This is a genomic window from Calothrix sp. NIES-2098 (assembly GCF_963875125.1).
In the GTDB taxonomy this organism is placed as follows: Bacteria; Cyanobacteriota; Cyanobacteriia; order Cyanobacteriales; family Nostocaceae; genus Aulosira.
In genome coordinates this window covers 7,166,533-7,192,665 of record NZ_CAWNKJ010000001.1, presented here as the reverse complement: position 1 = coordinate 7,192,665, position 26,133 = coordinate 7,166,533, and the positions used below count along the sequence as shown (strand labels likewise).

The following is a 26,133-nucleotide window of genomic DNA, read 5'->3' as shown; positions in this document are numbered from 1 at the left end:
GTGGGGAGAAAGAATAAATAATAACTATTGCCTATTGCCCAATGCCCTTCACTCCTCATACCTCATGCCCTTGACTTCCTCACCGTGGATCTTGAGGTATATTTAACGGTCGTCCAAAACGGTCATATACCAAGATATCCCACTGCCCATTATTAGTAGATTCAAAAGCAATTCTAGTACCATCAGCGCTAATCGTGGGATTGCGGACTTCTGCTTGCAGATTAGCTGTTAAATTCCGCGATTGGCGTGTTTCTCTGTCGTAGAGGAATATCGCCGATCGCCCTTGACGACTGGCGGCAAAAACGACATAACGGCCATCCTCAGAAATACTAGGATGAGAAGCGATCGTATCTAAGGAATTTAAACCTGGCAAATCAACCAAATTGCCAGTTAGGCGATCGAACAAGTAAACATCTTGGCTACCCCGTCTGTCAGTAGTAAAAATAATATATCTGCCAGCAATTTGGGGATTCGATTCTGAAGCTAAACTGTTAAGGCTGCGACCTCCCGGATCGAAAGGATAACTTACAAGGCGAGGATAGCCAAAACAGCCACTCAACAAAGTTGAGCAGGCAAAAATAGATATAACTATAGAGCGTTTCATAATATTTAGGAGTTAGTTATTAGCCATTAGTTAATCGTAAATAGTCTAGTAACTAATAACTCAAATTTTTCTATTTTTACTTATGGTGCTGTGGGTGGTGGAGCGACGGTTGCACCATTAGGAATATCTAACTCAATATTTGGCCCCCGGTCTAGGACTTCAATGTCCCACTGACCGCGGCTGGCGGTTTCAAATACAACATAACGTCCGTCTGGACTGATACCTGGTTTTCTCACCCAGCCACGATAAATTGGGGTAAGAATTTGTGATTGTTGGATAGCGCGATCGTAAAGTGCTACCACTGGTCTACCTTGGTCGCTAGTCAAATAAGCAATATAACGTCCTGTGTAGCTCAGACTAGGACTTTCAGCAATTGTTTCCGGTCGGTTTAAGCCAGGCGTGCGAGTAAAACTTTGCTCCTGTAAGTCGTATACCAAAATTTGGTGACTACCATTACGATTAGAGACAAACGCTAAAAAGCGCCCATTTCCACTCAAAGTCGGTTGCTCTTCTGTGTAACGACTGTTGAGAGATGTAGGCCCAATAGGAATATCATTAGAGCTACAAGATACAAGCACACTTGCCAAGCTAAAAACTAGGCTCCAATAAATCGGTCTTTGGAGCCAAAATGCGGGTGTAAATTTTTTCACCTCAAATATTTTCCATCGCCCCTGACTGTTTTAAATATCATCAAAATTGGTTGAAGTATCAGAATTTTCATCTGGTCGTTCAATCGGTTTGTACTCTACGTAATCAGTTGGTATTGCCTCATCATCCTCACGCTCTCTGCGAGGAACTGAGTCGCTCGGTGGACGACGCCTTCTGGGTCTAGGGGTGACATCCTCATCACGAGTTTCTGAACGCTGCGATCCGTTATTACCACGACGAGAAGATTTTCTGACTTCACCGCTGGAACTGTCCCAATCATCAACCTCTCTAGAAGCGGAACCCCAATCCTCTTGTTCCAATCTATCTGAGGGACGGCTCGCAGAACGCCCAGAACTACGGCGACGGCTTTTTTCCCCTGATTCTTGCCTATCGTTACTAGTACGACGTTCAGAACGCCGGGGTGATTGATCCTCATAGTAATCATCACGAGAGGAGCGATCGTCCCTGCTAGCGCGAATTCGAGGACGCACAGGGCGTTCCTCTTCTTCATAAGGCAGAGGATCGTAATCGTCATCTACCTCGGCCTCATATTTGCGCCGCTTATTATAAGAATATTTGTTGCTCACCTCGCGCTCTTCATCCACAATTGGAGTGTTGCGCTTGGCTTGCTGGGTAGCGATACTACGCAAGCGAATACTTTCAACGGCAAAAAACACAGTTGTGCCGACTAAAAGCAGCTGACCAAATTGCAAAATTGGGTCTAATCGCCAACCTTGGAAGATCAAAATGAAGCCACAAAGTAAGCCTACTGCTGCAAAAAATATATCTTGATCTCGTGACAGTTCTGGACGCACAGTCCGCAAAAAATACAGTGCTGCCCCAGCCACAGCCAGGAAAATTCCTAGAATACTGGCTGAGTTCGTTCCAAAATTTACCTGAGCCAGAATACTGGCTGAGTTCAGCCCAAAATTTATCATTGCTGTTTTCCCAATATCAAATCTATGTTAGCGAGTCACAATTAAAATCACTACTCTAAATAGGCACAATATAATTGAAGCTTCAAAGCAACTGGTTAAGAAGCTTTGAAGCTATCCACCGAAAGCTAAAAATTTTTTGTCTGTCAGCTAAGTATACCTTGTCCTCTGTAAGAGTAATTGCTGCTATTGATGCAATAGATAGCTGACAGACAATCGTTTATGAGAGTCAAACTGACTCCCGCAAGTATTATGAACGCTGGATTTTATCTTTTTGGCTAATGAAAATCAACCCAACTGTCGCTGGGATAACGACAATCACAGCACCCCAAAACAGACTCCAAAGAAAATTTGCTAAAGCAGGTGTCATAGTTCTCAACCATTTTTTACACACTTCATCATAATTCTAATGGTGTATCACTTCCTTGAGAAGCCTCTAATTATGAAGGACAAAATGACCTCTGGCTTCCCAAATGATGAAGTTAACGGCTTTAGCAGATTTGCTTTTCCATGCTTCAGAGGAAGTGACAGCATTTGGTTAAAATTATAGAGAGTGCTTTACAAAGCTTAAAATCTTTTGAGCGCCATCTAGATTTTTTCTGTGTTCACAGACATTACTTCAAGCCAATGAATGGTGTTAACCTGAGTACTTGGATTCTCAATCCTATGTTGGGATTGATGATATTTTTATTTATTTTTCGCATCATTCTCACTTGGTATCCGCAAGTGGATCTGAATCGCTTTCCCATTAATCTGATAGCTTGGCCCACCGAACCTTTTCTCGTATTGTTGCGAAAGCTAGTACCACCCATAGGTGGAGTAGATATTACTCCAATTATTTGGGTTGGGATTTTTAGTTTGCTAAGAGAAATACTGCTGGGTCAGCAAGGATTATTGACTATGTTGTCTCGGGTAAGTTAGGGAATGGGGAATTGGGAATAGGGCATTGGGCATTGGTAATTTCCCCCTGTCCTCCCTGTCTCCCATGTTTTCCTTGTCCCTAACTACTAACCTACCCTTAGCCGTTCAACTCTTGGACAAAATTAGTGTAGACATTACCTTGTAAAAACTGCGGCGTTTCCATAATTCTTTGGTGAAACCCAATAGTTGTAGGTAGTCCGGTAATGGCACATTCCCGTAAAGCGCGTTTCATCCGGTTAATAGCAGTAGGACGATCTGCTCCCCAAACAATTAACTTACCAATTAGTGAGTCGTAGTAGGGAGGAATTTGATAATCGGTGTAGACGTGGGAATCAATACGGACACCAGGGCCACCAGGGGGGAGATAACCACTGATTCGTCCAGGAGAAGGGCGAAAATCATGATCGGGGTCTTCGGCATTAATCCGGCATTCAATGGCATGGCCCTGTAAAACTACTTGTTCTTGAGTCAACGTGAGTCTTTCTCCTTGGGCAACCCGAATCTGTTCGGCAACCAAGTCTACTCCAGTAATCATCTCTGTCACTGGATGCTCAACTTGAATCCGAGTATTCATTTCCATAAAGTAAAATTTACCGGATCTATCCAAAAGAAATTCGATAGTGCCTGCCCCACTGTAATTAATAAACTGGGCAGCTTTCACCGCAGCCTGCCCCATTTTATCGCGCAGGTCTGAGTCAAGGGCTGGGCTAGGAGCTTCTTCTAAAAGCTTTTGATTGCGTCGCTGAATCGAGCAATCACGTTCGCCTAAATGGATGACGTTACCGTAATTATCCGCCAAAATTTGAAATTCAATATGGCGTGGACGCTCAATAAATTTTTCTATATAAACGCCAGAATTACCAAAGGCAGCACCTGCTTCTCCTTGAGCCGCTAGGAAGAGTTTGACGAATTCGCTTTCAGAAGATACAAGACGCATACCCCGGCCACCGCCACCAGCTGTGGCTTTAATCATTACTGGATAGCCAATATCTTTGGCAAGCGCTAATCCTTCTTGCTCAGATTCTACTAAACCATCACTACCTGGTACTGTAGGTACACCAGCTTTTTGCATGGTTTCTTTGGCAGTCGATTTATCTCCCATCAAGCGTATAGCTTCGGGAGTTGGGCCAATAAAAGCAATATGATGGTCGGCACAAATTTCTGCAAACCGGGCATTTTCTGCCAAAAAACCATATCCAGGATGAATAGCGCTGGCATTACGTGTCAAGGCGGCAGCAATAATATTGGGAATATTCAAATAACTTTTACTGCTGGCAGGTTCGCCAATGCAAACCGCTTCATCAGCAAGTTGCACGTGTAGAGCATTACGGTCAACAGTAGAGTGAACCGCAACTGTGGCAATTCCCATTTCTTCACAGGCGCGGAGGATACGAAGGGCGATTTCTCCCCGATTAGCAATTAATATTTTGTCAAACTTCATTTTTTAGCTTCGATATCTGTACCAGTAGATTGACATTCTCTCCCATTCAACTTGCAACAATGCTTTCCGCCTTATTTCAAATTATGACAGGAGATTCCCCAACCTCTTCCCAAGAAGGGTATATGAACCCTCAGGGCAGCTTCCCAAAGGGTAGGATTTGGCTGAGAGTGCCTACGGGGTTTAACTAGATTAACAATATTGCTACTGTTAGTCTGCTGCATTTAACCGAACTAGGTTTTGCAAGCGTGCCGTACATCCCACGTTGGCTATACCCCTTTTAATATCACTTGTGAAGTGACTATATTTCTGTCCGTCTGATATCCACTGGGAGAAAATTTATGCTATATTCTAAATTCAGTGAGAAAACCCGTGCGGATGTGGCGGAATTGGTATACGCGCACGCTTGAGGTGCGTGTGGCTTTGCCTTGCGAGTTCGAGTCTCGCCATCCGCATTTTTTAGTGAATAGTCACTTAAAAGCCAATGGTTAATGGTTGCACAACCTGGAATCATTGGCTTTTGAGTTAGGAATCTAGAGTTAATACCAGTTTTTTATGCTTTTATAGAAATAGGTGAACTTTTGTAAAGAACATTGACTGCAATTTTTAGGCCGACAAACAACTTAACATTGCCAGCAGCATGGCATCGTCTGACTCCGATTTGGCAAGGTGGGGAGGACGTAATTAAGCAAAGTTTGCCCCACTCTCAGCTGGCACCTACTTGGCAAATGCTACTTTTGGGCGATGGCTCACCAACGCGTCATCTAGAATTGCTGACAGGCGAGCCAACGGAAGTGGACGTAATTGATATGTCATTAATTGGCATGGACTCAGATGCTGCTCCCGATTTAATTCAAGCTGTCCCAGGCCCGCGGCTGCGGCGACAGGTTTGGCTGCGTACTGCTTCCGGTCAGCGCTTGGCTTATGCTACTTCTTGGTGGGAAGCAAGCCATGTAGATGAGTATTTACAAAACCGTTCATTACCGATTTGGGCTAGTTTAGCGCGTTTGCGTACTGAGTTGTATCGGGACGTCCAAGGGATTTACTATGGCTGCTCGCCTGCTTTAGAGTCTGGTTTTGGGGTAAGCGGGCCTTTTTGGGGTCGCCATTATTTGTTTTGGCATCACGGACAGCCGTTGACATTAATATATGAAGTTTTCTCACCTTATTTAACTAAATATTTGGGCCCAATGCAGCTATCTTCTAGCAATCCCTAAACAGCTAAAACTCAAGTTTTTTTTCTGAGCTTTTGGCTGAAAGGCAGAAAGTAACGTAAGAACGTAAACTTTTATGTAATTGATAACTGCATAAGTATTTTTATTAATGTTTAATAATAACAAAAATTAACAATAACTCTACAGAGGGTGAGTGCATCTCTACCTTAGATAACTACAGAATCTGTAAAATTAAGATTATTACGCATAAAAATTGTGAATGATAACGATAATATTAATATTTTTGCTTTATTGAAAATAAATTAACCATTTATCATCGAGAATGGCAAATAATGTTTGAAAATTAGTTCATTTAATATGAGTAACTGTGTGCGTAGCTAGTATCTAATTTTTCAGATTTTTACTTCAGATCGCAGTAGCGATCGCGTTATGACACAGTAAATGCAACATATTGCTTAGGTAAAATAATATAGCTGTACTGATGACTTGCAGCTTTGGCAAGTTAGTTATATTCTCAGATAGCTTGGGATAACAGATTGATGGTGGAAAAATTTCCACCTTGTCCAGCAGAATCAACTAAAGTGTGTTAACAAAGGTGATTAACCACAAAAACAAAGCTTTTGAAATGGTTGGGAAAGTTGATAACTAAAGGGCATCTAACGATCTAAGCTAGATAAATTTAATGTAATTTGCTGCCCTAGATCGTGGGAACCTTTTTAGTTTACTTGACCAATTAAGTAGTGAGTTCGTAAGTATGAGGTGTAGGTTTCGATGACGCTGCCTATTGTGTCTGTTCCAATGAAGAAAACTAAGAAACCATCTCTGGTGCTGACACTATCTGCTGCTGGATTATTGATAGGTCTGGGAAGCGCAGCATACTGGTTATTAACTCAAGGGCAACCATTTTCTAGAGATTTGCCAGTAGGTGCAAATATTATTCCTCAAGATGCCCTGTTTGCGATTTCTCTAACCACAGACCCTAAACAATGGCAGCAATTGCGGCAGTACGGGACAAAAGAAAGCCAAGCAGAACTAGATAAAAATTTAGTAAAATTACGCGATCGCTTTCTAACTAGTAATGGTTATGACTTTCAAAAAGATATTCAACCTTGGGTAGGTAATGAAGTAACGCTGGCTGTTCTCGCACCCCAAGCTAGTCAACCAGCACCCAAACCAGTTTCTACTAATGCAGATGCTGCTAGCAGCCAGCAATCGATGGTAATGGTTCTGCCAGTCAAAAACCCAGAACAAGCCAAAAACCTTTTAGCTCAACCCAAAACTTTCAAACAAAGTAAATGGATTGACCGCACATATCAAGGTTTTGCTATCAAACAAACCGATGGCCAAGCAGGAGAAAACATCTCAGCAACATTATTAGATGGGCAGTTTTTAGTAATTAGCGATAATCCCAAAGCTACAGAACGAGCAATAGACGCCTACAAAAATAAAACTTCCCTCGCAACGACAGGAGGTTTTGCCGAAAATTTTCCTAAAATCGCCAATTTCCAACCTTTTGCTCAGTTTTATGTGAATGTGCCCATAGCTGCTAGGATAGCTGCGGCTGCGCCCAATCGCCAATTACCAGCCCAAGTTTTGGCTCAACTTCAGAATAACCAAGGCTTGGCGGGGACAATTAATTTAGAGCCAGAAGGAATACGTTTTAAAGGTGTTTCCTGGCTTAACCCGAATAGTCAGCGGGTGCTGGCGGTGGAAAATCAAGCTGGGAGAATGCAAAGCCTAGTGCCAGCAGAAACCTTAATGATGCTTTCTGGTGGGAATTTACAGCGCTTGTGGGGAGACTATGTTTTAACATCACAAGGAAACCCCCTGTCACCAATCACTCCAGAACAAATGCGGGCTGGTGTGAAATCTTTGACAAATTTGGACTTAGAACGGGATTTCCTGCGGTGGATGAAAGGTGAGTTTTCATTATCAGTAATTCCTAATACGCCAAAAGATGCTTCAACAGCAGATTTTCGGGCTGGGTTGCTGTTTATGGTACAGGCAAGCGATCGCACTTTGGCTGAAGCATCCTTAAAACAGCTCGATGAAGCAATGAAAACTCAATACCAGTTCCAAATTCAACCTGGAACGGTAGCTGGTAAACCTGTTATCAACTGGGTTGCGCCTTTTGGCACCTTAACCGCTACCCACGGCTGGTTAGATGGAGATGTTGCTTTCTTAGTAGTGGGTGCGCCAATCGTCGATAAAATTGTTCCGAAACCCAGTAATACCCTAGCCAGCACTATTCCTTTTCAAACAACAGTACCCTCAGAACCCAATCCCACAAATGGTCAATTTTTCTTGGATGTGGAACAGACAGCGAAAAATTTTCCACTACCGACTTTATTTCCCAATCAACAAACTTGGTTAGCAGCAACCCGTTCGATTGGCGTGACAACTGCTGTGAGCGATAGTCGCAGTACCCGCTATGATATTTTTTTCGCGCTGAAGAAAAGCGATCGTTCTTAGGAAAGGGACAAGGAGGGCAAGGGAGACAAGGAGGATAAAAAGAGTTATTAACTATACTCAATGCCCAATGCCCAATGCCCACTTTCAAAAAACCTATGACCCAATAACCTCTAAGCAGATAGGATCAGAACAGTCAGCATCAAAATTTTTAAAGAATCCACTGGGGAGAACACTTTATGAATCTGGTTGTACTCCAGAACTGGCTGGACAATGCTTCCTTTGCCGTCTTATTCCTCACCATGCTGGTGTATTGGGTAGGGGCAGCTTTTCCGAATCTGCCAGCCATTGCAGCTTTGGGGACAGCTGGAATGGCGATCGCAAATTTGTGCATAGCTACTTTATTAGGGGCACGATGGATAGAGGCTGGTTATTTTCCACTGAGCAATTTATACGAATCGCTGTTTTTCTTGACTTGGGGAATTACCACTATTCATCTGATTGCCGAAAATTCTAGCCGCAGCCGCTTAGTGGGAGTGGTGACTGCGCCTGTGGCGATGGGGATTACAGCTTTTGCTACATTGACGCTGCCATCGCAAATGCAAACGGCAGAACCTTTAGTACCAGCACTCAAGTCAAATTGGCTAATGATGCACGTTAGCGTGATGATGTTAAGTTATGCTGCTTTGATGGTGGGTTCTTTGTTAGCGATCGCATTTTTGATTGTCACTCGCGGTCAAAATATCCAACTCCAAGGCAGTTCTGTTGGTACTGGTGGCTATCGCAGCAATGGCTATAAGTTACACAAAGCAGGTGAATTAGTTACTGAACCGCAAGTACCTGCGGCTGACAATAATGGTTTTGTTCGCTACGAAAGCAATAGCAATGGTAACGGTAAAACCGCAGTTTTAGATTTAGTAACTGCGCCGCAGTCGGAAACCGTCACAGATGCTGAATCCCTTTCACCCCAACGGCTGAGTTTAGCTGAAACTCTAGATAACATTAGCTATCGCATTATTGGTTTGGGATTTCCTTTATTAACAATTGGAATTATTGCCGGTGCGGTTTGGGCTAATGAAGCATGGGGTTCTTATTGGAGTTGGGACCCTAAAGAAACTTGGGCATTAATCACTTGGTTAGTTTTCGCCGCCTACCTCCACGCCAGAATTACTCGCGGTTGGCAAGGGCGTCGTCCGGCAATTTTAGCTGCTAGTGGTTTGATTGTTGTTTGGGTTTGCTATTTGGGTGTGAATCTTTTAGGTAAAGGTTTGCATTCTTACGGTTGGTTTTTATAAGGAATTTATCCCTTTCTCTGTTAGTAGAGAGAGGGATAATTAAGTTTTAAACGCAGAGTCACCCGGAGTCAGCGCCAAGGTACGCAGAGTTTTGATGAGATTAAATTCTGTATTTAGTTATTAATCAATATGGTTCAGATTCCAGTTCAGAAATTAACTTTTGCGGATTTTTTAGAACTGTATCCTGATGGTTCTGGTATTTATGAATTGGTAAATGGAGAGATTATCAAAGTCGAACCTACTAGGGCGCATAAGAATGTAGCCAGATTTCTGATGTTGGGCTTCAATGATGAAATTAGGCGGTTAGAACTTGACTATATTGCGGATAAAGATGTTGTAGTTAGGACATTTTCTATTACGGGAGAAGAACAAGGTAGAAATCCTGATGTAGGTGTAGTTAAAGCATCATAATGGAATAGTAATGTACTAACTTATGGGGCGTTAATTGAGCCGATTCAACTGGCTGTAGAAGTGACTTCAACTAATTGGGATGATGATTATATTGATAAACTATATTAGTATCAACGCTTGGGTATTATTTAATATTGGATTGTGGATTATTTAGCGTAGACGCGAAGCGGCTTGTCGATAGACATCGCTTCTCGTGCTTATCTCGGTAATCCCAAACTTCCCACAGTGTTTGTTTATCAATTAATTGATGGACAATATCAAGTGCAAAAGTTTACAGGTAATGACCGCATTATCCCTGTCACTTTCCCAGAATTACAAATTACTGTTAAACAAATTGTCGCTGCAAGTCAGATCCAAAAACTTTAATTATTTTTGTGTATAAAAAGACAGCTTTACCACTTCAAAAATGAAGCTTCAATTCCTTGTTCGCGCTTAATTTTGCTATCTTTTTCAAACCAAGCAATTAGTTGTGGTGTGGTCAAATCTTCGATAGCAACACCATATTCTTGAGCAATATGCTTTAAAAGCTTCAGGGATGAAATTGTCAATCTTGTTAAAAATTTTTCCGAGGAAGATAACAAAGCCCCGTCTACTTTTGCTGACTCTTCCAAACTTAAAAACTGTTCTGATGGTGAATTAGTCATTTGTCATTTGTCATTTGTCATTTGTCTTCCTTGTCCCCCTATTCCCTAGCTTGGACTAAATACCCACAACGATGCTCGCCATTGATAATCCAGTGGGTGCGCTCGACTGTACAATCGGGGAGGACTGCGGCGAACATTTCTAGTTCATGGCCGCAAACGCTGGGGAAGGATTCGGCAACATTAGAAATAGCACATTTATGCTCGATGAAGAGAAAGCGATCGCTCTTTGTGGAATCATCAGGCTCTACAGCATGATACTCTGCCATGAAGCCTTCTGCTTTTCTAAATTCTACTAAGTTGGCGACTCGTTCTTTGAGGGAACCGTTACCAAGGCGATCGCGGTATTCTTGGGCTTTGCGTTCCCATTGTTTTTGTAAAATGGTTTTAACTTGGTCTTTACCTACCGTTTCTGCTAAAGTATCCAGCAGGGAAACAGCAAAATTTCCGTAACTATCACCCAAGCGATCGCTATCTTGACGATACAGGCGATCGCGTCCTCTAGAACTCAGTTGATATACATGCTGCGGTCTCCCCATCCCCGCTTGTACCATTGTTGAATTTAAAATTAACTCTTCCGCCTCCAAATCCTTGAGATGGCGGCGAATCGCTTGCGGACTAATATCCAACTCTTCGGCTAGCTCAAAAGCGGTGGCTTGTGAGTGTTTCAGGAGATACTCTAGAATATCTTGCTTCGTTGAGGACTGGTGGGTAGTCGTCATCTTCTCTGCTAGACGCTGCGCGAACGTCCCAAAAAATTTATTTGAAAATTTGACTTTAACAACATTGTTGTTGTTAATCTAGCGTAAAATGAAGATAAGTTAAACAACATTGTTGTTGTTTTAGTATCTATCCCTATTTTAACAGCCGTGTAACCACTCTGTAACCCCAGATGGGAATCGGCTCAAACACAGTCCGTCTCCCATCCTTAAAGAGATTTTCACGAACACGAGAGATTACTACCGATGAGCGCCACTGTCAAAACCTTAGTCAACCAACCTTACAAGTACGGCTTTGTCACTGATATTGAAGCCGACACTATTCCGCGTGGACTAAACGAGGACATTATCCGCTTGATCTCCGCCAAGAAGAACGAGCCGGAATTCATGCTGGAGTTTCGCCTCAGAGCGTATCGCCAGTGGCTGAAAATGACAGAACCAACTTGGCCTAATGTCAAGTATCCCCCCATAGATTATCAGGATATCATCTACTATTCCGCGCCGAAACAGAAAAAACAAAAGCTGGAAAGTTTGGATGAGGTAGATCCGACTCTACTAGAAACCTTTGAGAAGCTAGGTATTCCCCTATCTGAACAAAAGCGTCTAGCAAACGTTGCTGTTGATGCAATTTTTGATAGCGTTTCTGTCGCTACGACATTTAAAGAAAAGCTAGCTAAAGATGGCGTGATTTTCTGTTCCATTTCTGAAGCACTGCGGGAACATCCAGAACTGATAAAAAAATATCTGGGTAGCGTGGTTCCGGTAGCTGATAATTATTTTGCGGCTTTGAATGCTGCTGTGTTTAGCGATGGTTCTTTTGTCTATATTCCTAAAGGCGTAAAATGCCCAATGGAACTGTCTACCTACTTCCGCATCAACTCTGGCGATACGGGACAATTTGAGCGCACGTTGATTGTGGCTGAAGAAGGTAGCTATGTTTCCTACCTGGAAGGTTGTACCGCGCCAATGTATGACAGCAACCAACTCCATGCGGCGGTTGTGGAATTGGTGGCTTTAGATAACGCGGAAATTAAATATTCCACAGTGCAAAACTGGTACGCTGGTGATGCTAACGGCAAAGGTGGAATTTATAACTTTGTTACCAAGCGCGGTTTGTGTCAAGGTGTGAATTCTAAGATTTCCTGGACGCAAGTAGAAACAGGTTCAGCAATTACTTGGAAGTATCCCAGCTGCGTGTTGGTGGGTGATAATTCTGTGGGTGAATTTTACTCGGTGGCGCTGACAAATAATATGCAGCAAGCTGACACCGGGACTAAGATGATTCATGTTGGTAAAAATACTCGCAGTACAATTATTTCTAAGGGTATCTCTGCTGGTAATTCTAGTAACAGCTATCGCGGTTTGGTAAAAGTTAATCCGAAAGCTGAAGGCGCGAGAAACTATTCCCAGTGTGACTCGATGCTAATTGGCGATAATGCCCATGCCAATACTTTCCCTTATATTCAGGTACAAAATAATACGGCGAAGGTAGAGCATGAGGCTTCGACTTCTAAGATTGGCGAAGATCAGTTATTCTACTTTGCGCAACGAGGTATTTCTGCGGAAGATGCTGTTTCAATGATGATTAGCGGCTTCTGTAAGGATGTGTTTAATCAGTTACCGATGGAATTTGCAGTAGAAGCTGATAAGTTATTGAGCCTGAAGTTAGAAGGTTCTGTTGGGTAAGATTTAAATCGCAGATTCACACTGATAAATTTGTGTTTGTGTGGGGTTGAATTAACGAACCGCGAAGACACGAAGAACGCGAAGAGAAGAGAGAGAAGAGAGAGAAGAGAGAGAGAACATGATTATTGAAAATAGTGAAGTTGTGCTGTCAGTTAAGGATCTGACAGCAACGGTTGATGGAACGCCGATTCTTAAGGGTGTGAATCTGGAAGTTCGGGCGGGCGAAATTCATGCGATTATGGGGCCGAATGGTTCTGGTAAAAGTACTTTTTCTAAGGTATTGGCGGGACATCCAGCATATCAGGTGACTGGTGGTGAGGTAATTTTTCAAGGACAAAATCTGCTGGAATTGGAACCGGAGGAACGCGCGAGAACGGGTGTGTTTTTGGCGTTTCAATATCCTTTAGAAATTCCTGGCGTTAGCAATTTAGATTTCTTGCGGGTGGCTTATAATTCTCGCCGCAAAGCACAGGGTTTGGAAGAACTGGATGCTTTTGATTTTGATGATTTGGTAGAGGAAAAGTTGGAAGTGGTGAAGATGAATCCCGCTTTCCTCAACCGCAGTGTGAATGAAGGTTTTTCTGGTGGTGAGAAGAAGCGCAATGAAATTTTGCAAATGGCGCTGTTGGAACCAAAGTTAGCAATTTTGGATGAAACTGATTCTGGTTTGGATATTGATGCGCTGAAAATTGTGGCGAATGGGGTGAATCAATTAGCCAGTCCGGAAAATGCGACGATTATGATTACCCATTATCAGCGTTTGCTTGACTATATTGTGCCTGACTTTGTGCATGTAATGGCGCACGGAAGAATTCTTACTAGTGGTGGTAAGGAGTTGGCGCTAGAGTTAGAGTCTCGCGGTTATGACTGGATTTTGGAAGAAGCTGCGGTTGAGGTGGGTGTGTAATGACTATTCAAGTTTCTCCCAGTTCGATTGCTAATTTGTTGGATAAGGATGATTATCTGACTGGGTTATTAAGTCGGGTAAGTCAACAAACAGCAGCAGGTTGGTTAGAAGGTTTACGTCAAGGTGCTGCTAATTGGGTAAGTCACTCGCATATCCCTACAACCCGTGAGGAAGAATGGCGCTTTACTGATTTGTCAGGTTTGCGCAAGGTGGAATTTCAGTTAGGGAAGCAAGTTCCTACTGATATTTCGGCGTTGGCTTTACCGGAAGCGGCGAATAGTCGTTTGGTGTTTGTTAATGGTGTATATGCGCCAGAGTTGTCGGCTATCGATTTACCTCAGGGTGTAGTTGTCGGAAATTTGACAGCTTTAGCGGATGATGTACAGGCAGGTATTAGCAAGTATTTGGCTAAAACTGAGGGTACGCAAGAGGTTCTCACGGCGCTGAATACTGCTGGCTTGGCTGATGTGGCAGTGGTATTGGTGAGAAAGAATGTAGTAGTTGACACGCCAATTCATTTATTGTTTGTTTCTGTTGCTGGAGAAGAAGCGACGATTTCTCAGCCGCGTTGTTTGGTGGTAGCGGAAAGTAATTCGCAGGTGACTTTGGTGGAGGAATATAGGAACCACAGAGACGCAGAGAACACAGAGGGGGGAGTTTATTTTACGAATGCGGTGACGGAGATTTGGGTGGCGGAGAATGCCCAGGTAAGTCACACTAGGGTTGAGCGAGAAGGTGGAGAGGCGTTTCATGTTGGGAAGACGGCGATCGCTCAGGCGCGTGATAGTCGTTATACTTGTAACGCGATTAGTTTTGGTGGGAAGCTGTCACGCCATAATTTAGAGGTTTTGCAAACTGGCGAGCAAACGGAAACCACTCTCAACGGGTTGACGATGATTTTTGGGAATCAGTTAGCGGATACTCACAGTGCGATCGCGCTGAATCATCCCTATGGTAAAAGTGAACAATTGCATAAGTGTATTGTAGGCGATCGCGCTCATGCAGTATTTAACGGTAAGGTTTTTGTGCCTAAGCCAGCACAGCTAACAAACGCAGCCCAATTAAACCGGAATTTGCTACTATCATCGAAAGCGAGAGTTGATACCAAACCTCAACTGGAAATTACCGCAGATAATGTGAAGTGCGCTCATGGTGCTACTGTTAGCCAGTTAGAGGATGATGAAATATTCTATCTGCAAAGCCGGGGAATTGACCAAAATGCCGCCCGGAACTTATTAATTAACGCTTTTGCTGCCGAAATCATCAATAAAATCCCCGTTGCTTCCCTGCGACAAAGCCTATTAACCACAGTCAATAATCTCAAGTCAATTTCTCTTGACTCTTGACTATTGACTCTTGACTATTGACTAAATCACCAATGACATTTACTTCTACCAAAACCCTAGCCGATTTAGTTCGTGCTGACTTCCCGATTTTGCATCAGGAAGTCAACGGTAAACCCCTCGTTTACTTGGATAATGCTGCTACTTCTCAAAAGCCTCTCTCGGTGCTAAATACCCTGCGAGATTATTATCAGCAGTATAATGCCAACGTGCATCGAGGCGCGCATATTCTCAGCGCTCAAGCTACTGATGCTTATGAAGGTGCTAGAGATAAAGTTGCCAAATTCATCAATGCTGCATCACGCCAAGAAATTGTTTACACCCGCAACGCAAGTGAAGCAATTAATTTGGTAGCTTACAGCTGGGGAATGAATAATTTACAGCCGGGAGATGAGATTATTCTGTCGGTGATGGAACACCACAGTAATATAGTTCCTTGGCAATTTGTAGCGCAAAAAACGGGTGCGGTACTCAAATTTGTCGAACTCACTCCCGAACAAACTTTTGATTTTGAGCAGTTCAAAACACTAATTTCTGCTAAAACTAAATTAGTGTCAGTCGTTCATGTTTCTAACACCTTGGGTTGCATCAATCCAGTGAAAGAAATAGCTGCGATCGCTCACAGATACGGTGCGAAATTCTTAATGGATGCTTGCCAAAGTGTCCCTCATATGCCTATAAACGTGCAAGATATTGACTGTGATTGGTTAGTGGCCTCCGGTCATAAAATGTGCGCCCCAACTGGGATAGGCTTTTTGTATGGCAAATTAGAACTATTAGAATCTATGCCACCATTTTTTGGTGGTGGTGAGATGATTGCTGAAGTATATTTAGATCATTCCACCTATGCGGAATTACCCCATAAATTTGAAGCGGGTACACCTGCAATTGGGGAAGCGATCGCTCTTGGTGCAGCAGTCGATTATCTTACTAATATAGGTATGGATAAAATCCATGCTTATGAAGCGGAATTAACAGCTTATTTGTTTCAACAATTAGCGCAATTTCCCCAAATTCAAATTTACGGGCCGAAACCAGATGCTAAAGGTGAAGGTAGAGCCGCTTTAGCCTCGTTTACTGTAACAGATATTCATGCCAATGACCTATCTACATTATTAGATCAAGAAGGCGTTGCCATCCGTTCTGGACATCACTGCACTCAACCATTACACCGTTACTTAAATGTGGCGGGAACCGCACGGGCAAGTTTATATTTCTACAATACCCGTGAGGAAATTGATATTTTTATCAAGGCTTTGAAGGAGACTATTGACTTTTTTGCGGGAATATTTGCTTAATTTTAGCTGGGCAATGCCCAGCTTTTTTAATCTGTAAATATTAAACTTTTTCTAATTGTTCAGTCTCTGCACTAGCAATTAAATTCTTGAGATAGTCGCGGGTTTCTGAGAAAGTTAAATACAAAAAATTGTTGTGTTGAATCAGTATTTCGTATTGATCGAGAATAACTTGATGAGCATCTTCACACCAACTCAAACCATCAATTAGCCCTAAATTACAAGCCTTGCTTCCCAACTCACCGATTTCTAAGAGTATCTCTTTATATTCCGGCTTTAGTTTCCCTGTCCTAATCATATCATCAAGTAGGGCTTGATATTCAGTATTGGCTTCGCTCATAAGTCATATAAAATTTAGCAACAAGCACCTGTAATTATAACTGCTAAAAATTAAAATTACTGAAATTGGGAAACTGCCCATTCGCGCACGCGATTATGAGCTACTCCTGAACTTGTGCGAAGATAAGCTTCGAGAGCAGATTTGCTTTGGCGAACCATTTCATCTTCAGTAAGCGGTTGAAAATTTAATGCTGTGTCTATTTCACCATACTCAAATGATTCTTCTGTGTTTTGAGTCGGTGGATTTGCTAATAATCGCTGAAAATCTTCTAAATCTCCTTCTGAACCATTCAACCATGTTACTAGGAGACTTTTTACTTGTTGTGAGGGTAATGCTTCAATGTGCCCTAAAATTTGCTGCCTGATATTGCTTGCTGTCATGAGCTTTTAATTTTTTGTAGTAGCTTTGCTATATATACAAACTTTTTGACCATCGTCTTTAATTTTAACTAAAACGCCTTATTTTCTCTGCAACTCACTTGCAGATCTATGCGATCGTATTGCAACGCGATGCTTTACTAATTGTTAATACATCGTGCTTATCTACTCGCAACATTTCAATAAGACGACGTGCTTGTGTATCCTCGTCAACCAGCAGCTTGAGACTCAACTCTCACTCCTTCCTGTTCCAGACGATAACGTTCTTCCTCAGCTTCCATCTTGATGAGTTCGTGGTTAGCTTCACAGTAGCTAATGATTTCATAAACAGCAGCGATAGGTAGAGAACAGTTTTCGGCTGCTTCTTCAGGAGACAGATTATTCAACTGCATATCTTGCCAAACAGTGGAAGCTAACAACCGTCGCCCTTTTACGTATAATTGTTTTCGCCAAGGATGGGGACGCGATACCAGATATTGCCACATAGACTGTGGTGTTGGCTCTAATTCTGGAATTACCAGATGAATTTGTTCGCCTGATGTCACAAGTCGGATTTGATAGCTTTGTTGCAGATAATTGTGGAGAACAGTCATCACGGAAATTGAGCGCAGAATCGTCTCTTTAGTAGTTGCTGCACCCATTGCGACTCGCAACCACTCAATTTGTGCTTCTTGTTCAGGTAGAACGTTGAAGTTTTGCCGTTTTGTTTCACCCGCTTGACCCATAATAGTTGGTTAACTTGATAAGTATATTATGAGTATAGTTAACTTATGAATGGCAAAACTATTGCGATGTCAATGCACCTTGGAAAAAGTCACGTTCACAGAACATGGCATAACGATAGGTAGATTGTACTAACGGTGTAGCGATCGCGTAATTATCAACTAAAGTTTCTAATTGTTGTGCTAAAGGTTGAAATTCTGCGCTGCTGTAAGTTTGAATCCAGTTTGTATATGCATGATTAGGAATACCATTAATAGCTAACTGTTCTCCCAAAAAAGCATACAGGCGCATACATGGAGACATCGCCGCAGATGTTAAACCTACATCCCCACTCCAAGCAGTCGCTAATAAAAAGTCAGTGTAGCGGCGGGTAGCTGCACCTGGTTCTACAGCCTGTAAGTTAACTCCCCATTGCGTAGCATAGCTTTCATGTAGTTTTAGTTCTTGCAACACTCCATCAGCTAGGGCGTGAAATGTATTGAATCCCTGCCAATCTGGTGCTTTTGCCGCAGCGACACTGTAAGCGCGGGCAAAAGCTTCTAAGAAAAAAGCATCTTGTCCTACATAATAAGCAAATTTTTCTAGCTCAAGACTACCATCAGCAATGCCTTGAACAAAAGGATGCTCTAGACAAGCTTGGGCTAAATCTTGATTTGCTGTCCACAATTCAAGGGATAAGGGCATTGTGTATGGGGCATGGGGCATGGGGCATTGGGCATCCCTTCGTTTTTTTCCTCCTTGTCGCCCTAGAAGGGAAAGAACTGAAACAAGACAGAACCAAGGCTACCCAAGAAGTCGAAAAAGCTGGGTTTACCAACATTCACTTTACCATCTGGGGGTGTTTGTAATTCTTTAATAAATGCTTGCGCTGTTTGGATACCAGGAGCATTTTTCTGGTCTGTAAACATTTTCGCTGCTACTTGGGCATCTTTGAATGCGCCTTGTCTATCTAATACTTGGTAACGAGCGACACCACGTGCTAAATAAGCTTCTGCGTATTCGGTTTTGGTTGCGATCGCTTGATTAAAATACTCTATTGCTTGGGGTGTATTGCCTCTTTGGGCTTCTGCTACACCCCAAGCATAAAATTCTTCTGCGGTGGCAATTTGTGAGGGTATACCAACTGCGCCTTGAAGATAAGTACTATTGAGGTTGACTCCATTTAACTCTGCATTGGCTAGATAGGAGTTTCTTAAGTCTGCATTTGCTAAATTTGCTCCAGTGAGTTTAGCAGCATTCAGATTGACTCCGAATAAACTAGCACCCGTCAAGTTTGCACCTCGCAAATCAGCACCCGTCAAGTTTGCACGGCTAAGGTTAGCACCTGCAAGATTGGCTCCGCTTAAATTGGCTCCAGATAGGTCAGCCAATACTAAACCTGCACCTATCAGGTCACAGTTTTGGCATTGTTTAGTTGCCAATAACTGTCTAACATGTTCTGAGTTTGCTGCTTGAACGCTCGTTGTCAAGCTAATTGTGGTTAAAAATACGGTTGTGGCTAGAATTTGGCTTTTCATATTCTCTATAGCAATAATCTGTTACTCAGTACTCAGCTTCCGCTGAGATATATTTATACTTCAGCCTATGATATGAATAATCTCAGCCATTCGCCACATTTAGTATTAATAACTACCAAACAAGTTGAGTAACATTGAATGCTTGATAATGATTTAGGTTGATGCTACCAGTTGATTGGCTGGGAGCAGACCAGTTCATTCCTGTAAATAAACTCAGACTAAAGGTTAGACCAACAGCTAATAAGAATTTTTCGAGCATAATACTTACTCCCCACAATCGCCAAGTAACAATCCAGGCGGATTCGCATTTAAGTATTATTTGTTTTGCCGTAAACCTAAGTGATAACCGCTAAGTTTTCCTGTGATTTCAATCTTACGGTTTTGCGATCGCGATCGCGCTAAAAGCCTTTGTGAGAATTTGTCTCTTCTGGATAATGCTACTTCTACGTTAAAGATGGATGAAGAGTTGAGCCTCAATTCATCAATTTAGGAGGCTGCATTGTTAATAAATATTACTTATAATGTAGATTTTGCATTATTTATGGGTATGAGCGCTTTCTATCTGCACTCTAGCAATTAAGTCCTCTAGTTCTTTAAAGTGTTGTGCATTCAAAAGCCACCCTTCTTCATAGTTATATTTATCTATACTATATTGACTTTGCTGCTCTTTTAATATTGCAATTCTATGATTAATTATTGGTAACGCTTTACCTTGAGTAATTACTTTTTTTATTATCTCAAATCTTGATATTTCATCAATTTGACGCAAGAGGTTTGAGATACAACGGCTAACGATAACTTCATTACTAAAATCAAGAATGCCATTAGATTCATTATCTTGATACAATAAAAATTGCTCGCTCACATCAAATAATACTTCTACAACTGAGGGTATATAATTTACAGAAATATCCTGGTTAGTAGAATTTTCTAGCTGCTCTAAAAATAGCCTAGCTTGTGTTGTGCCGCCAGGAAGTTTTTGTTTAGCTAGTTCTGTAAGATGGTTTCTAAATGTTTCTGGTTCTCCCAGCAAACCAAAAATAAATTTGATTTGGGTATTAGATATTTCGACTGGTGATAAAGATAGACGAAAGTAAATGGGAAAATTTTCTCCACTACAAACACGTAGTTGTTCACGCCATTTCAAATCTTGTTGTTCATTTAGATAGCTATTATCAAGAATTGATTTTATTTTAGGAAAAAGATGCATTAATAAATACTTAATAGGCTGCCTATATTCATCTTGTAGTTGTGCAATCCAGGTATTAACTAGATTTTTAAGTTCATCTATTGAAGGGTATAAATTTCCTACAAAAAGGTCGGGATTTTGATGGATAATACTATATATATTTGGGCAAAAAACTCGCACAGCCTCAATAGCAATGAAATCTATAGGGTTTACTTCATTTTTTACTGCTGGATATGTGACTGTTAAAGTATTCACAAAACGGACAATATCTCGGATGCTAGTAATAAAGCAATCTATTCCTTGAAAGTAAATGTCGCTCCAGCGAGCTTGGTTAATTAGTTGTTTTGGTGTATCAGAAAATATACGATCGAGCTTGGCAAAAAGCAGCCTACGCAGTGAGGTTTTACTAGAAACAGGTAACTCAAAACTGACGTGAATAATTTTTTCTAAGTATGCTTCTGCTGATATTTCTTTGGTTTCTGCAATTGTTCTCATTACAATTTCTTTATCAAAAACCAGAAGATAGACAACGTTAGTAAAATGCCGCATTGCTTTGAAAATGCGAAAAAGCTGCTTGATATCGTCAGCTGGTAATCGATCGATATCGTCAATTGTTACGACTATTCGCCGCTGCTGCTGTAACAACTTGTCTTCCACTTCTTCTTTTAATTCCGCAGCTTCTTTGTCTTTTTCATCCAATAATGCTGCTAATGCCTTGCCAGTTTGAGCATAAGGTAGAGGAATATCTGAAATAACGGAGGCAAACTCAGCTAGTTTCTCTTTAAAATTTTTTGGTACAGATGACTCTTTGCTTAAAACGTTTTGTATTTGCTCAAAAAAGCGTCTTGTGACATTTTGATGTCCAGATAATAACCAGGGATTAAAAGGAACAATGATTGGTTGTTCTTCCTCTGGCTTTTGCTGGAGATAGTGAACTACAAAGTTTAATAGTGTAGATTTACCAGAGTTCCAAGAACCGTAAACTGCAATCGCAAAGCCTTCGGGAAAAGTCATTTTGCAAATGCTATCTGCGAGATACTTGGCAAAGTTGGCGTGTCCCAGTAGATCTTTTTCCGGATCGATTAAGGAACTGTCTGCTGATATATCGTTAATTTCCGTATGTGGCATAAAAACTTTTCTTACTCATACTGCGATCGTGCCACAATGACTAGGGTGAGCAATGATAACCTGACGATAGAAATTATTAGTAAAATTATTGCCTCAAGGCTTATGTAAATAGTGACATTGTAGCTAGCGAAGATACTAGAATTACTGGATGTAATTTTTACGTATCTTTTTATACTATTAGTAGTAAAAATTATAGCGATCGCAAAACCTTGTGCTTTCTAGCTATTAAATTTCTTAGAGAATTTGGCTAATGTCTTTCAAATACCAATTTTTGGCAGAGTTTACACTTACATCCCAATACTCGCTAAAGAATAATGGTGTAGATTCACCACTCAGCACGTATCCTTTAGGAGACAACACAAAGTTAATTGTCTTAGCATTCACCTGTAATCTAAAAATATGGTAATTCTCCACCTGCTTAAAACTAATCGGTGCAATTTCAATTAATTCAGATTTATAAGTAATATCAAACTGCATAAAAGTTGTGGTTTGGATTAACAGATATAAGATTATAGACAGTAAGAGGTTTTTGGATATACTCAATACTAGAAATAATAGGAAAATTGCCTCCTTCTGCAATCAGGCGATCGCCTATTTTAAGTTGTTGGACTTTTCGTAACTTTACCCCTGTAAGAGTTTTGATATAGAAGGGATGAGTAGCTGTTACTTTAATTTTGTGATTTATTAAATAGTAATCGGGAGAAGAAAGCGCTTCAACATCACCAATATGTCCAATTTCAGGACGTTGGGTTGTGAAGTTATAACTAATAATGCTGTCACCAGTATGTAAGCTTTCAATAGCTTGAACGCCTTCAGAGGTCAAAATCGCAGTTCCACTTGCAAAACAACCTCCACGTGCATAAGCAACATCAGTTATACAAAACGCAAAAAATAATAAAATAATTAGACCAATGCTGAAGATTTTGGTCAAAATATACCGATTTCTCATGTTAGTTTTTTACTATATTGGCATCAAATTAATTCTGATAACAATTCTATGTGAGGTTTTAGATTAACGCCATCAGGCTAATAATATGCATTTTTATATCGAAATGATATCAAGGGAAATTATACTAAAGGGCTGGCTACAAACTTATCAAAATTTTGGCGAGCCAACACAGGTTATAACTTCATTGTCCATGCTTTATCTTTCGCAAAATTTTGGGAAATAGTATAAGCCTAAATCAAAAAAATTCAGCCTGCTCAAAAAGCAAGCTGAGTTTGTGTTGGATGAACTAATTATTGATGTCCAGACAAGAATGTTTAACTGATGAAGTTTAAACCACCTGTGGCGGCGATGACTCCAGCGATCGCACTTGCAACTAAAGAAGTCAATGCTGTACCAAATAGCCACCAAGCAGCAGTTGCAACGCTTTTCTTGGTTTCTTCAACTTGCTTTTTGGCTTGGTGTTGGATGGCTTTGATACGTTTTTGCGCTTCTTGTTGGATGCGTTCGGCGCGTTGGAGTACGTTATCTCGTGCTGCTTCTACTCGATCGATGATGCGGTTAGCATCTTCTTCGGAAATATCGCGGCGCGAACTGAGAATCGCAACTAGGGTATCGCGATCGAATTGGCTGAGGCGATCGCGTAAAGCTTCAAATCCGGATTGCGGATCGTCAAACAATTTAGCGAAATCTTGCTGAATGCTTTCGTAGTTGAGTTCGGGACGATCTAAGGAGTTGAGATAGTCGCGAATTCTACCAAAGGAGTTACCAATTACCGATTGGACCCTTTGCTGAATCTGCTGATATTGCTGGCTCAAGGAATCGCGCACAGACTCGATTTGATCGACAATGCGGTTGGCTTCTTCTTCGGAGATATCTTCTCGTTGCGATAGTAAGCTGACAATTGTCGAACGGTCAAATCTAGAGAGGCGATCGCTTAAGTTACCAATTCCCAATCGCGGATCTTGCAGTAGTAATTGCAAATCGCGCTTGATACTTTCGGGGTTGAGTTCTTCTTTATTAGTGTGACGCAGGTAATTTTCTAGAGTCTTGCCAAAATCTACAACTCTTTGCGTAGTCCGGTTTGCCAAGCGTCGTGGCACATTGACAATACTACCAATCGCTTCTTGGAATCGATCGATTGTTTGATTAATTTGCTCCTCGCTTAAGTTTCCTTGTTGTCTGAGGAGTTGTACCAAAGTATCGCGATCGAATTGCGATAGGCGATCGCGTAAAGCCGCAGCACCTTGTTGCGGATCGGAAAGTAAGGTTTCTAAATCTTGGCGAATACCTTCTGGGTTGAGTTCGTCTAGATTGGTGTTACGCAGATATTCTGCAATCTTGGCGCTAGTTTGTTCGTATTGTTCTTTAGCTTTACCTGCTAATACTTGCGGTGCTTGTAAGACGCTATCCCTTACACTTTCTAGTTGATCGATAACTTGGTTAACCTGTTCTTCGCTCAAATCTTGACGCTGAGAGAGCAATTGTACCAAAGTATCGCGGTCAAATTGCGATAGGCGATCGCGTAACGCAGAAATCCCTGCTTGTGGGTCTTCGAGTAAAGTTCTAAAATCGCGTTTGATACCTTCAGGATTCAGTTCTTCCTGGTTGGTATTGCGCAGGTAGTCTTCTACTCTTTGGCGCAGTTCAGCGGTTTTTGCTTGCGCTTGCTCTTGTAATTCTCTCGCATTATTCAATACAGAGTCGCGAGTGCTTTCGAGTTGACCAACAATGTTATTAACTTGCTCGTCGCTGAGGTCTTGACGTTGCTGAAGAACTTGGACAAATATCTCACGGTCAAATTGTGAGAAGCGTTCTTGTAAAACTTCTAAACCAGCTTCTGGATCTTCTAACAACTCGGAAAAATTACGCTGAATATTTTCCGGGGTGAGTTCCTCTTTCCCCGTCGAACGCAGATAATTTTCGATCTGGGTACGCACATCTTGCCATTGTTTTTTAGCTGTACCTTGTTGCACAGTTTCTAAAACTTCTTGGCGAATGCTTTCTAGCTGCTGAACAATTTCTTTCACTCTCGCTTCGCTGAGATCGCTTCGCCGGATTAGCAATTCGGTTAGATACTCTTGATTGATTTCTTCTAACTCTCTGCTTGTAGTAGCTGGATCTGCTTGTGGATCGTAGATGATATCTTGGAATTCATCTTTAATTGTCAGGCGGTTAAAATGCCAAGGAAAAGAATTTGAGATGTAGTCCTCGACATCTGCTTTAATATTGTTGCGGTTGGATGTTGGTAATTGCTGCGATAGTTGCTCAGTAGTTTTATCTGTGAACTGTTGCAGTTCGTGGGTGATTTTCTCAACATCTATATCTTGAACTTTGTCTTTCAGCTTTTGCAACTGATTCGTAATTTTCCCCAAATCAATATTAGATAGGTTAGTTTTATCTAATACTAATGGGACAGCTGCACCTACACCATATTGAACAGCTTGCTTGAGTACGCCATTGCTACCGTTGCCATTTCCTCTTCCGCCAACTCCAACTAATTGCTGAAGTCGCTCGCCTAAATTTTCGGAATTTAATTCTTCAGGAGTGGCAGATTTAAGCAAATTAATTACTTGCTCTGTGGGATTTCGGCGCGATGAAGCTTGTTGCCAAGCAGTTTCTAATTGATCGGCAATTCTATTGATGTCGCTTTGAGACAAATTTGAACTTTCGCTAATTAGATCGACAAATGTCTGGCGATTTATATTGTGAAGTGCATCACTATTAGCGATTCCTTGGAAGTCAACATCGCTGAGTATGTTATCAAATTGAGAGCGAATTTGTTTTAAGTCTAGGTTTGGTACTTTGAGAGAATTTAAGGAACTTTGTAGCGTATTCCTAATACTATCGGTGTCAAAACCTGAAGTTAATTCTCGCCGCACGGCCGCTGTGATTTCCTCAGCAGTAGAAACCATTTGTCTTTGCGCCAAATTTGCACCGATACCAGCAGTAGCCGTACCCGTGAGGCTTTGCAAACCAGAAGTCAAGGTATGAGCCAGAGAACCAATTAAGGAGCCTACTGTCGATGAACCTAACCAAAATACCAAAAAGAAAAAAGTAGACCAGATGACTACACCGATAATCGCTCCAAATAGGGCACTTTGAATTAAACTCAGTTTCACCGCTAAAAAACTAGCAGCGAATAAAGAAATGGTGGCGGTAATTAATGCCCAAATGCCAACTTTACCTTCTACTTCGCGAATTTTATGTCCCCAAGTTTCTGAGCGATCGCCATCATCATCTGTATCAATCTCCCATGATGAAATGCCTGCTGCTACAGAAAAATTTGTTAACAGTAATTGAAAGGCTAATGCCATTAAAGTACCAGCCAAGAATGCCACAAAAAATTTCGGACTAGAAAACACAACTGATACTCTTTCTGGACTGATAACTTCTGGTATTCCGCTTGTGGATGTTATTCCCAACGGTAGCCAGTCCCATCTCAACATAGTTTCAAAAGTTTGAAACATAGAATTATCTCTCTTA

29 protein-coding genes and 1 tRNA gene are annotated in these 26,133 nt (G+C 41.6%); 12 read left to right on the top strand and 18 right to left on the bottom strand.

What is annotated here, in order from left to right; all coding sequences use genetic code 11:
• Nucleotides 1–79 precede the first annotated feature (79 nt).
• The 4 genes from AACU33_RS30245 to psbX all read right to left on the bottom strand — a co-directional run bounded on the left by AACU33_RS30245 (nucleotide 80) and on the right by psbX (nucleotide 2,557).
• A complete protein-coding gene (locus tag AACU33_RS30245) occupies nucleotides 80–604 on the bottom strand; it encodes a TolB family protein (protein WP_096593926.1) in 525 nt (174 codons plus the stop codon).
• A gap of 80 nt (nucleotides 605–684) precedes the next feature.
• Nucleotides 685–1,254 carry a TolB family protein gene (locus tag AACU33_RS30240; protein ID WP_096593924.1) on the bottom strand — a complete coding sequence of 190 codons (570 nt, stop codon included), beginning with the start codon at nucleotides 1,252–1,254 and terminating at the stop codon, nucleotides 685–687.
• 30 nt (nucleotides 1,255–1,284) lie between these two features.
• Nucleotides 1,285–2,190 carry a Ycf66 family protein gene (locus AACU33_RS30235; RefSeq protein ID WP_096593922.1) on the bottom strand — a complete coding sequence of 302 codons (906 nt, stop codon included), beginning with the start codon at nucleotides 2,188–2,190 and terminating at the stop codon, nucleotides 1,285–1,287.
• 247 nt (nucleotides 2,191–2,437) lie between these two features.
• The gene (gene psbX, locus AACU33_RS30230) at nucleotides 2,438–2,557 is read right to left on the bottom strand and encodes a photosystem II reaction center X protein (RefSeq protein ID WP_086681980.1); all 120 of its coding nucleotides are present in this window, start codon (nucleotides 2,555–2,557) and stop codon (nucleotides 2,438–2,440) included.
• Between the two features lie 257 nt (nucleotides 2,558–2,814).
• Here psbX and AACU33_RS30225 point away from each other — a divergent pair, with 257 nt between their 5' ends.
• Complete coding sequence (locus AACU33_RS30225) at nucleotides 2,815–3,108, top strand: YggT family protein (protein ID WP_096593920.1); 294 nt, start codon at nucleotides 2,815–2,817, stop codon at nucleotides 3,106–3,108.
• A gap of 97 nt (nucleotides 3,109–3,205) precedes the next feature.
• Here the strand turns inward: AACU33_RS30225 and accC are convergent, their stop codons facing one another.
• Nucleotides 3,206–4,549 carry an acetyl-CoA carboxylase biotin carboxylase subunit gene (gene accC / locus AACU33_RS30220; protein ID WP_096593918.1) on the bottom strand — a complete coding sequence of 448 codons (1,344 nt, stop codon included), beginning with the start codon at nucleotides 4,547–4,549 and terminating at the stop codon, nucleotides 3,206–3,208.
• Nucleotides 4,550–4,920: 371 nt separating this feature from the next.
• Between accC and AACU33_RS30215 the strand changes: the two genes are divergently transcribed.
• The 6 genes from AACU33_RS30215 to AACU33_RS30190 all read left to right on the top strand — a co-directional run bounded on the left by AACU33_RS30215 (nucleotide 4,921) and on the right by AACU33_RS30190 (nucleotide 10,202).
• Nucleotides 4,921–5,001 (top strand) — tRNA-Leu (locus AACU33_RS30215).
• Nucleotides 5,002–5,139: 138 nt separating this feature from the next.
• Nucleotides 5,140–5,763, top strand: coding sequence for a chorismate lyase (locus AACU33_RS30210; RefSeq protein WP_096593916.1), 624 nt, complete (start codon nucleotides 5,140–5,142; stop codon nucleotides 5,761–5,763).
• 729 nt (nucleotides 5,764–6,492) lie between these two features.
• On the top strand, nucleotides 6,493–8,193 hold the full coding sequence (locus AACU33_RS30205; protein WP_096593915.1) for a DUF3352 domain-containing protein: 1,701 nt from the start codon (nucleotides 6,493–6,495) through the stop codon (nucleotides 8,191–8,193).
• Nucleotides 8,194–8,369: 176 nt separating this feature from the next.
• Complete coding sequence (gene ccsB, locus AACU33_RS30200; protein ID WP_096593913.1) at nucleotides 8,370–9,425, top strand: c-type cytochrome biogenesis protein CcsB; 1,056 nt, start codon at nucleotides 8,370–8,372, stop codon at nucleotides 9,423–9,425.
• Nucleotides 9,426–9,554: 129 nt separating this feature from the next.
• Nucleotides 9,555–9,836, top strand: a complete 282-nt coding sequence (locus AACU33_RS30195; RefSeq protein WP_339376378.1) for a Uma2 family endonuclease — start codon at nucleotides 9,555–9,557, stop codon at nucleotides 9,834–9,836.
• 171 nt (nucleotides 9,837–10,007) lie between these two features.
• Nucleotides 10,008–10,202, top strand: a complete 195-nt coding sequence (locus AACU33_RS30190) for a hypothetical protein (RefSeq protein ID WP_339376377.1) — start codon at nucleotides 10,008–10,010, stop codon at nucleotides 10,200–10,202.
• Nucleotides 10,203–10,228: 26 nt separating this feature from the next.
• Here AACU33_RS30190 and AACU33_RS30185 read toward each other — a convergent pair whose 3' ends face one another.
• Both AACU33_RS30185 and sufR read right to left on the bottom strand, forming a co-directional pair.
• On the bottom strand, nucleotides 10,229–10,480 hold the full coding sequence (locus AACU33_RS30185; protein ID WP_096593911.1) for a hypothetical protein: 252 nt from the start codon (nucleotides 10,478–10,480) through the stop codon (nucleotides 10,229–10,231).
• Between the two features lie 38 nt (nucleotides 10,481–10,518).
• Nucleotides 10,519–11,199, bottom strand: a complete 681-nt coding sequence (gene sufR, locus AACU33_RS30180) for an iron-sulfur cluster biosynthesis transcriptional regulator SufR (protein WP_096593909.1) — start codon at nucleotides 11,197–11,199, stop codon at nucleotides 10,519–10,521.
• 243 nt (nucleotides 11,200–11,442) lie between these two features.
• Here sufR and sufB point away from each other — a divergent pair, with 243 nt between their 5' ends.
• The 4 genes from sufB (at nucleotide 11,443) to AACU33_RS30160 (ending at nucleotide 16,430) form a co-directional block, all read left to right on the top strand.
• The gene (gene sufB / locus AACU33_RS30175; protein WP_096593907.1) at nucleotides 11,443–12,882 is read left to right on the top strand and encodes a Fe-S cluster assembly protein SufB; all 1,440 of its coding nucleotides are present in this window, start codon (nucleotides 11,443–11,445) and stop codon (nucleotides 12,880–12,882) included.
• Nucleotides 12,883–13,000: 118 nt separating this feature from the next.
• Nucleotides 13,001–13,789, top strand: a complete 789-nt coding sequence (sufC, locus tag AACU33_RS30170) for a Fe-S cluster assembly ATPase SufC (protein ID WP_096593905.1) — start codon at nucleotides 13,001–13,003, stop codon at nucleotides 13,787–13,789.
• Entirely contained in the window at nucleotides 13,789–15,135 is a 1,347-nt protein-coding gene (sufD, locus tag AACU33_RS30165) for a Fe-S cluster assembly protein SufD (protein ID WP_096593902.1), read from the top strand. Before sufC ends, sufD begins: the two co-directional genes overlap by 1 nt.
• Before the next feature lie 32 nt (nucleotides 15,136–15,167).
• Nucleotides 15,168–16,430, top strand: coding sequence for a cysteine desulfurase (locus AACU33_RS30160; RefSeq protein WP_096593900.1), 1,263 nt, complete (start codon nucleotides 15,168–15,170; stop codon nucleotides 16,428–16,430).
• A 40-nt stretch (nucleotides 16,431–16,470) separates the two neighbouring features.
• On the opposite strand, the gene AACU33_RS30155 is transcribed toward AACU33_RS30160, so the two are convergent.
• From AACU33_RS30155 to AACU33_RS30125, 7 genes are all read right to left on the bottom strand, one after another.
• Entirely contained in the window at nucleotides 16,471–16,767 is a 297-nt protein-coding gene (locus tag AACU33_RS30155) for a hypothetical protein (protein ID WP_096593898.1), read from the bottom strand.
• 56 nt (nucleotides 16,768–16,823) lie between these two features.
• The gene (locus AACU33_RS30150) at nucleotides 16,824–17,147 is read right to left on the bottom strand and encodes a hypothetical protein (RefSeq protein ID WP_096593896.1); all 324 of its coding nucleotides are present in this window, start codon (nucleotides 17,145–17,147) and stop codon (nucleotides 16,824–16,826) included.
• 106 nt (nucleotides 17,148–17,253) lie between these two features.
• Nucleotides 17,254–17,376 carry a hypothetical protein gene (locus AACU33_RS30145; protein ID WP_339376376.1) on the bottom strand — a complete coding sequence of 41 codons (123 nt, stop codon included), beginning with the start codon at nucleotides 17,374–17,376 and terminating at the stop codon, nucleotides 17,254–17,256.
• Entirely contained in the window at nucleotides 17,354–17,869 is a 516-nt protein-coding gene (locus AACU33_RS30140) for a hypothetical protein (RefSeq protein WP_339376375.1), read from the bottom strand. The genes AACU33_RS30145 and AACU33_RS30140 overlap by 23 nt, the downstream gene beginning before the upstream one ends.
• Nucleotides 17,870–17,927: 58 nt before the next feature.
• Nucleotides 17,928–18,551: a TenA family protein gene (locus tag AACU33_RS30135; RefSeq protein ID WP_096595437.1), complete on the bottom strand. Its 624-nt coding sequence runs from the start codon at nucleotides 18,549–18,551 to the stop codon at nucleotides 17,928–17,930.
• 62 nt (nucleotides 18,552–18,613) lie between these two features.
• Nucleotides 18,614–19,384 carry a pentapeptide repeat-containing protein gene (locus tag AACU33_RS30130; protein ID WP_096593894.1) on the bottom strand — a complete coding sequence of 257 codons (771 nt, stop codon included), beginning with the start codon at nucleotides 19,382–19,384 and terminating at the stop codon, nucleotides 18,614–18,616.
• Nucleotides 19,385–19,496: 112 nt separating this feature from the next.
• A complete protein-coding gene (locus AACU33_RS30125; protein WP_339376374.1) occupies nucleotides 19,497–19,643 on the bottom strand; it encodes a hypothetical protein in 147 nt (48 codons plus the stop codon).
• 102 nt (nucleotides 19,644–19,745) lie between these two features.
• Here AACU33_RS30125 and AACU33_RS30120 point away from each other — a divergent pair, with 102 nt between their 5' ends.
• On the top strand, nucleotides 19,746–19,874 hold the full coding sequence (locus AACU33_RS30120) for a hypothetical protein (protein ID WP_339376373.1): 129 nt from the start codon (nucleotides 19,746–19,748) through the stop codon (nucleotides 19,872–19,874).
• A 45-nt stretch (nucleotides 19,875–19,919) separates the two neighbouring features.
• Here AACU33_RS30120 and AACU33_RS30115 read toward each other — a convergent pair whose 3' ends face one another.
• The 4 genes from AACU33_RS30115 to AACU33_RS30100 all read right to left on the bottom strand — a co-directional run bounded on the left by AACU33_RS30115 (nucleotide 19,920) and on the right by AACU33_RS30100 (nucleotide 26,117).
• Entirely contained in the window at nucleotides 19,920–21,701 is a 1,782-nt protein-coding gene (locus tag AACU33_RS30115; RefSeq protein ID WP_096593892.1) for a KAP family NTPase, read from the bottom strand.
• A gap of 234 nt (nucleotides 21,702–21,935) precedes the next feature.
• On the bottom strand, nucleotides 21,936–22,178 hold the full coding sequence (locus AACU33_RS30110) for a hypothetical protein (protein WP_096593890.1): 243 nt from the start codon (nucleotides 22,176–22,178) through the stop codon (nucleotides 21,936–21,938).
• Nucleotides 22,168–22,650: a polymorphic toxin-type HINT domain-containing protein gene (locus AACU33_RS30105; protein ID WP_096593888.1), complete on the bottom strand. Its 483-nt coding sequence runs from the start codon at nucleotides 22,648–22,650 to the stop codon at nucleotides 22,168–22,170. Before AACU33_RS30105 ends, AACU33_RS30110 begins: the two co-directional genes overlap by 11 nt.
• 314 nt (nucleotides 22,651–22,964) lie before the next feature.
• Nucleotides 22,965–26,117, bottom strand: a complete 3,153-nt coding sequence (locus AACU33_RS30100) for a hypothetical protein (protein WP_096593886.1) — start codon at nucleotides 26,115–26,117, stop codon at nucleotides 22,965–22,967.
• Between the last annotated feature and the right edge of the window lie 16 nt (nucleotides 26,118–26,133).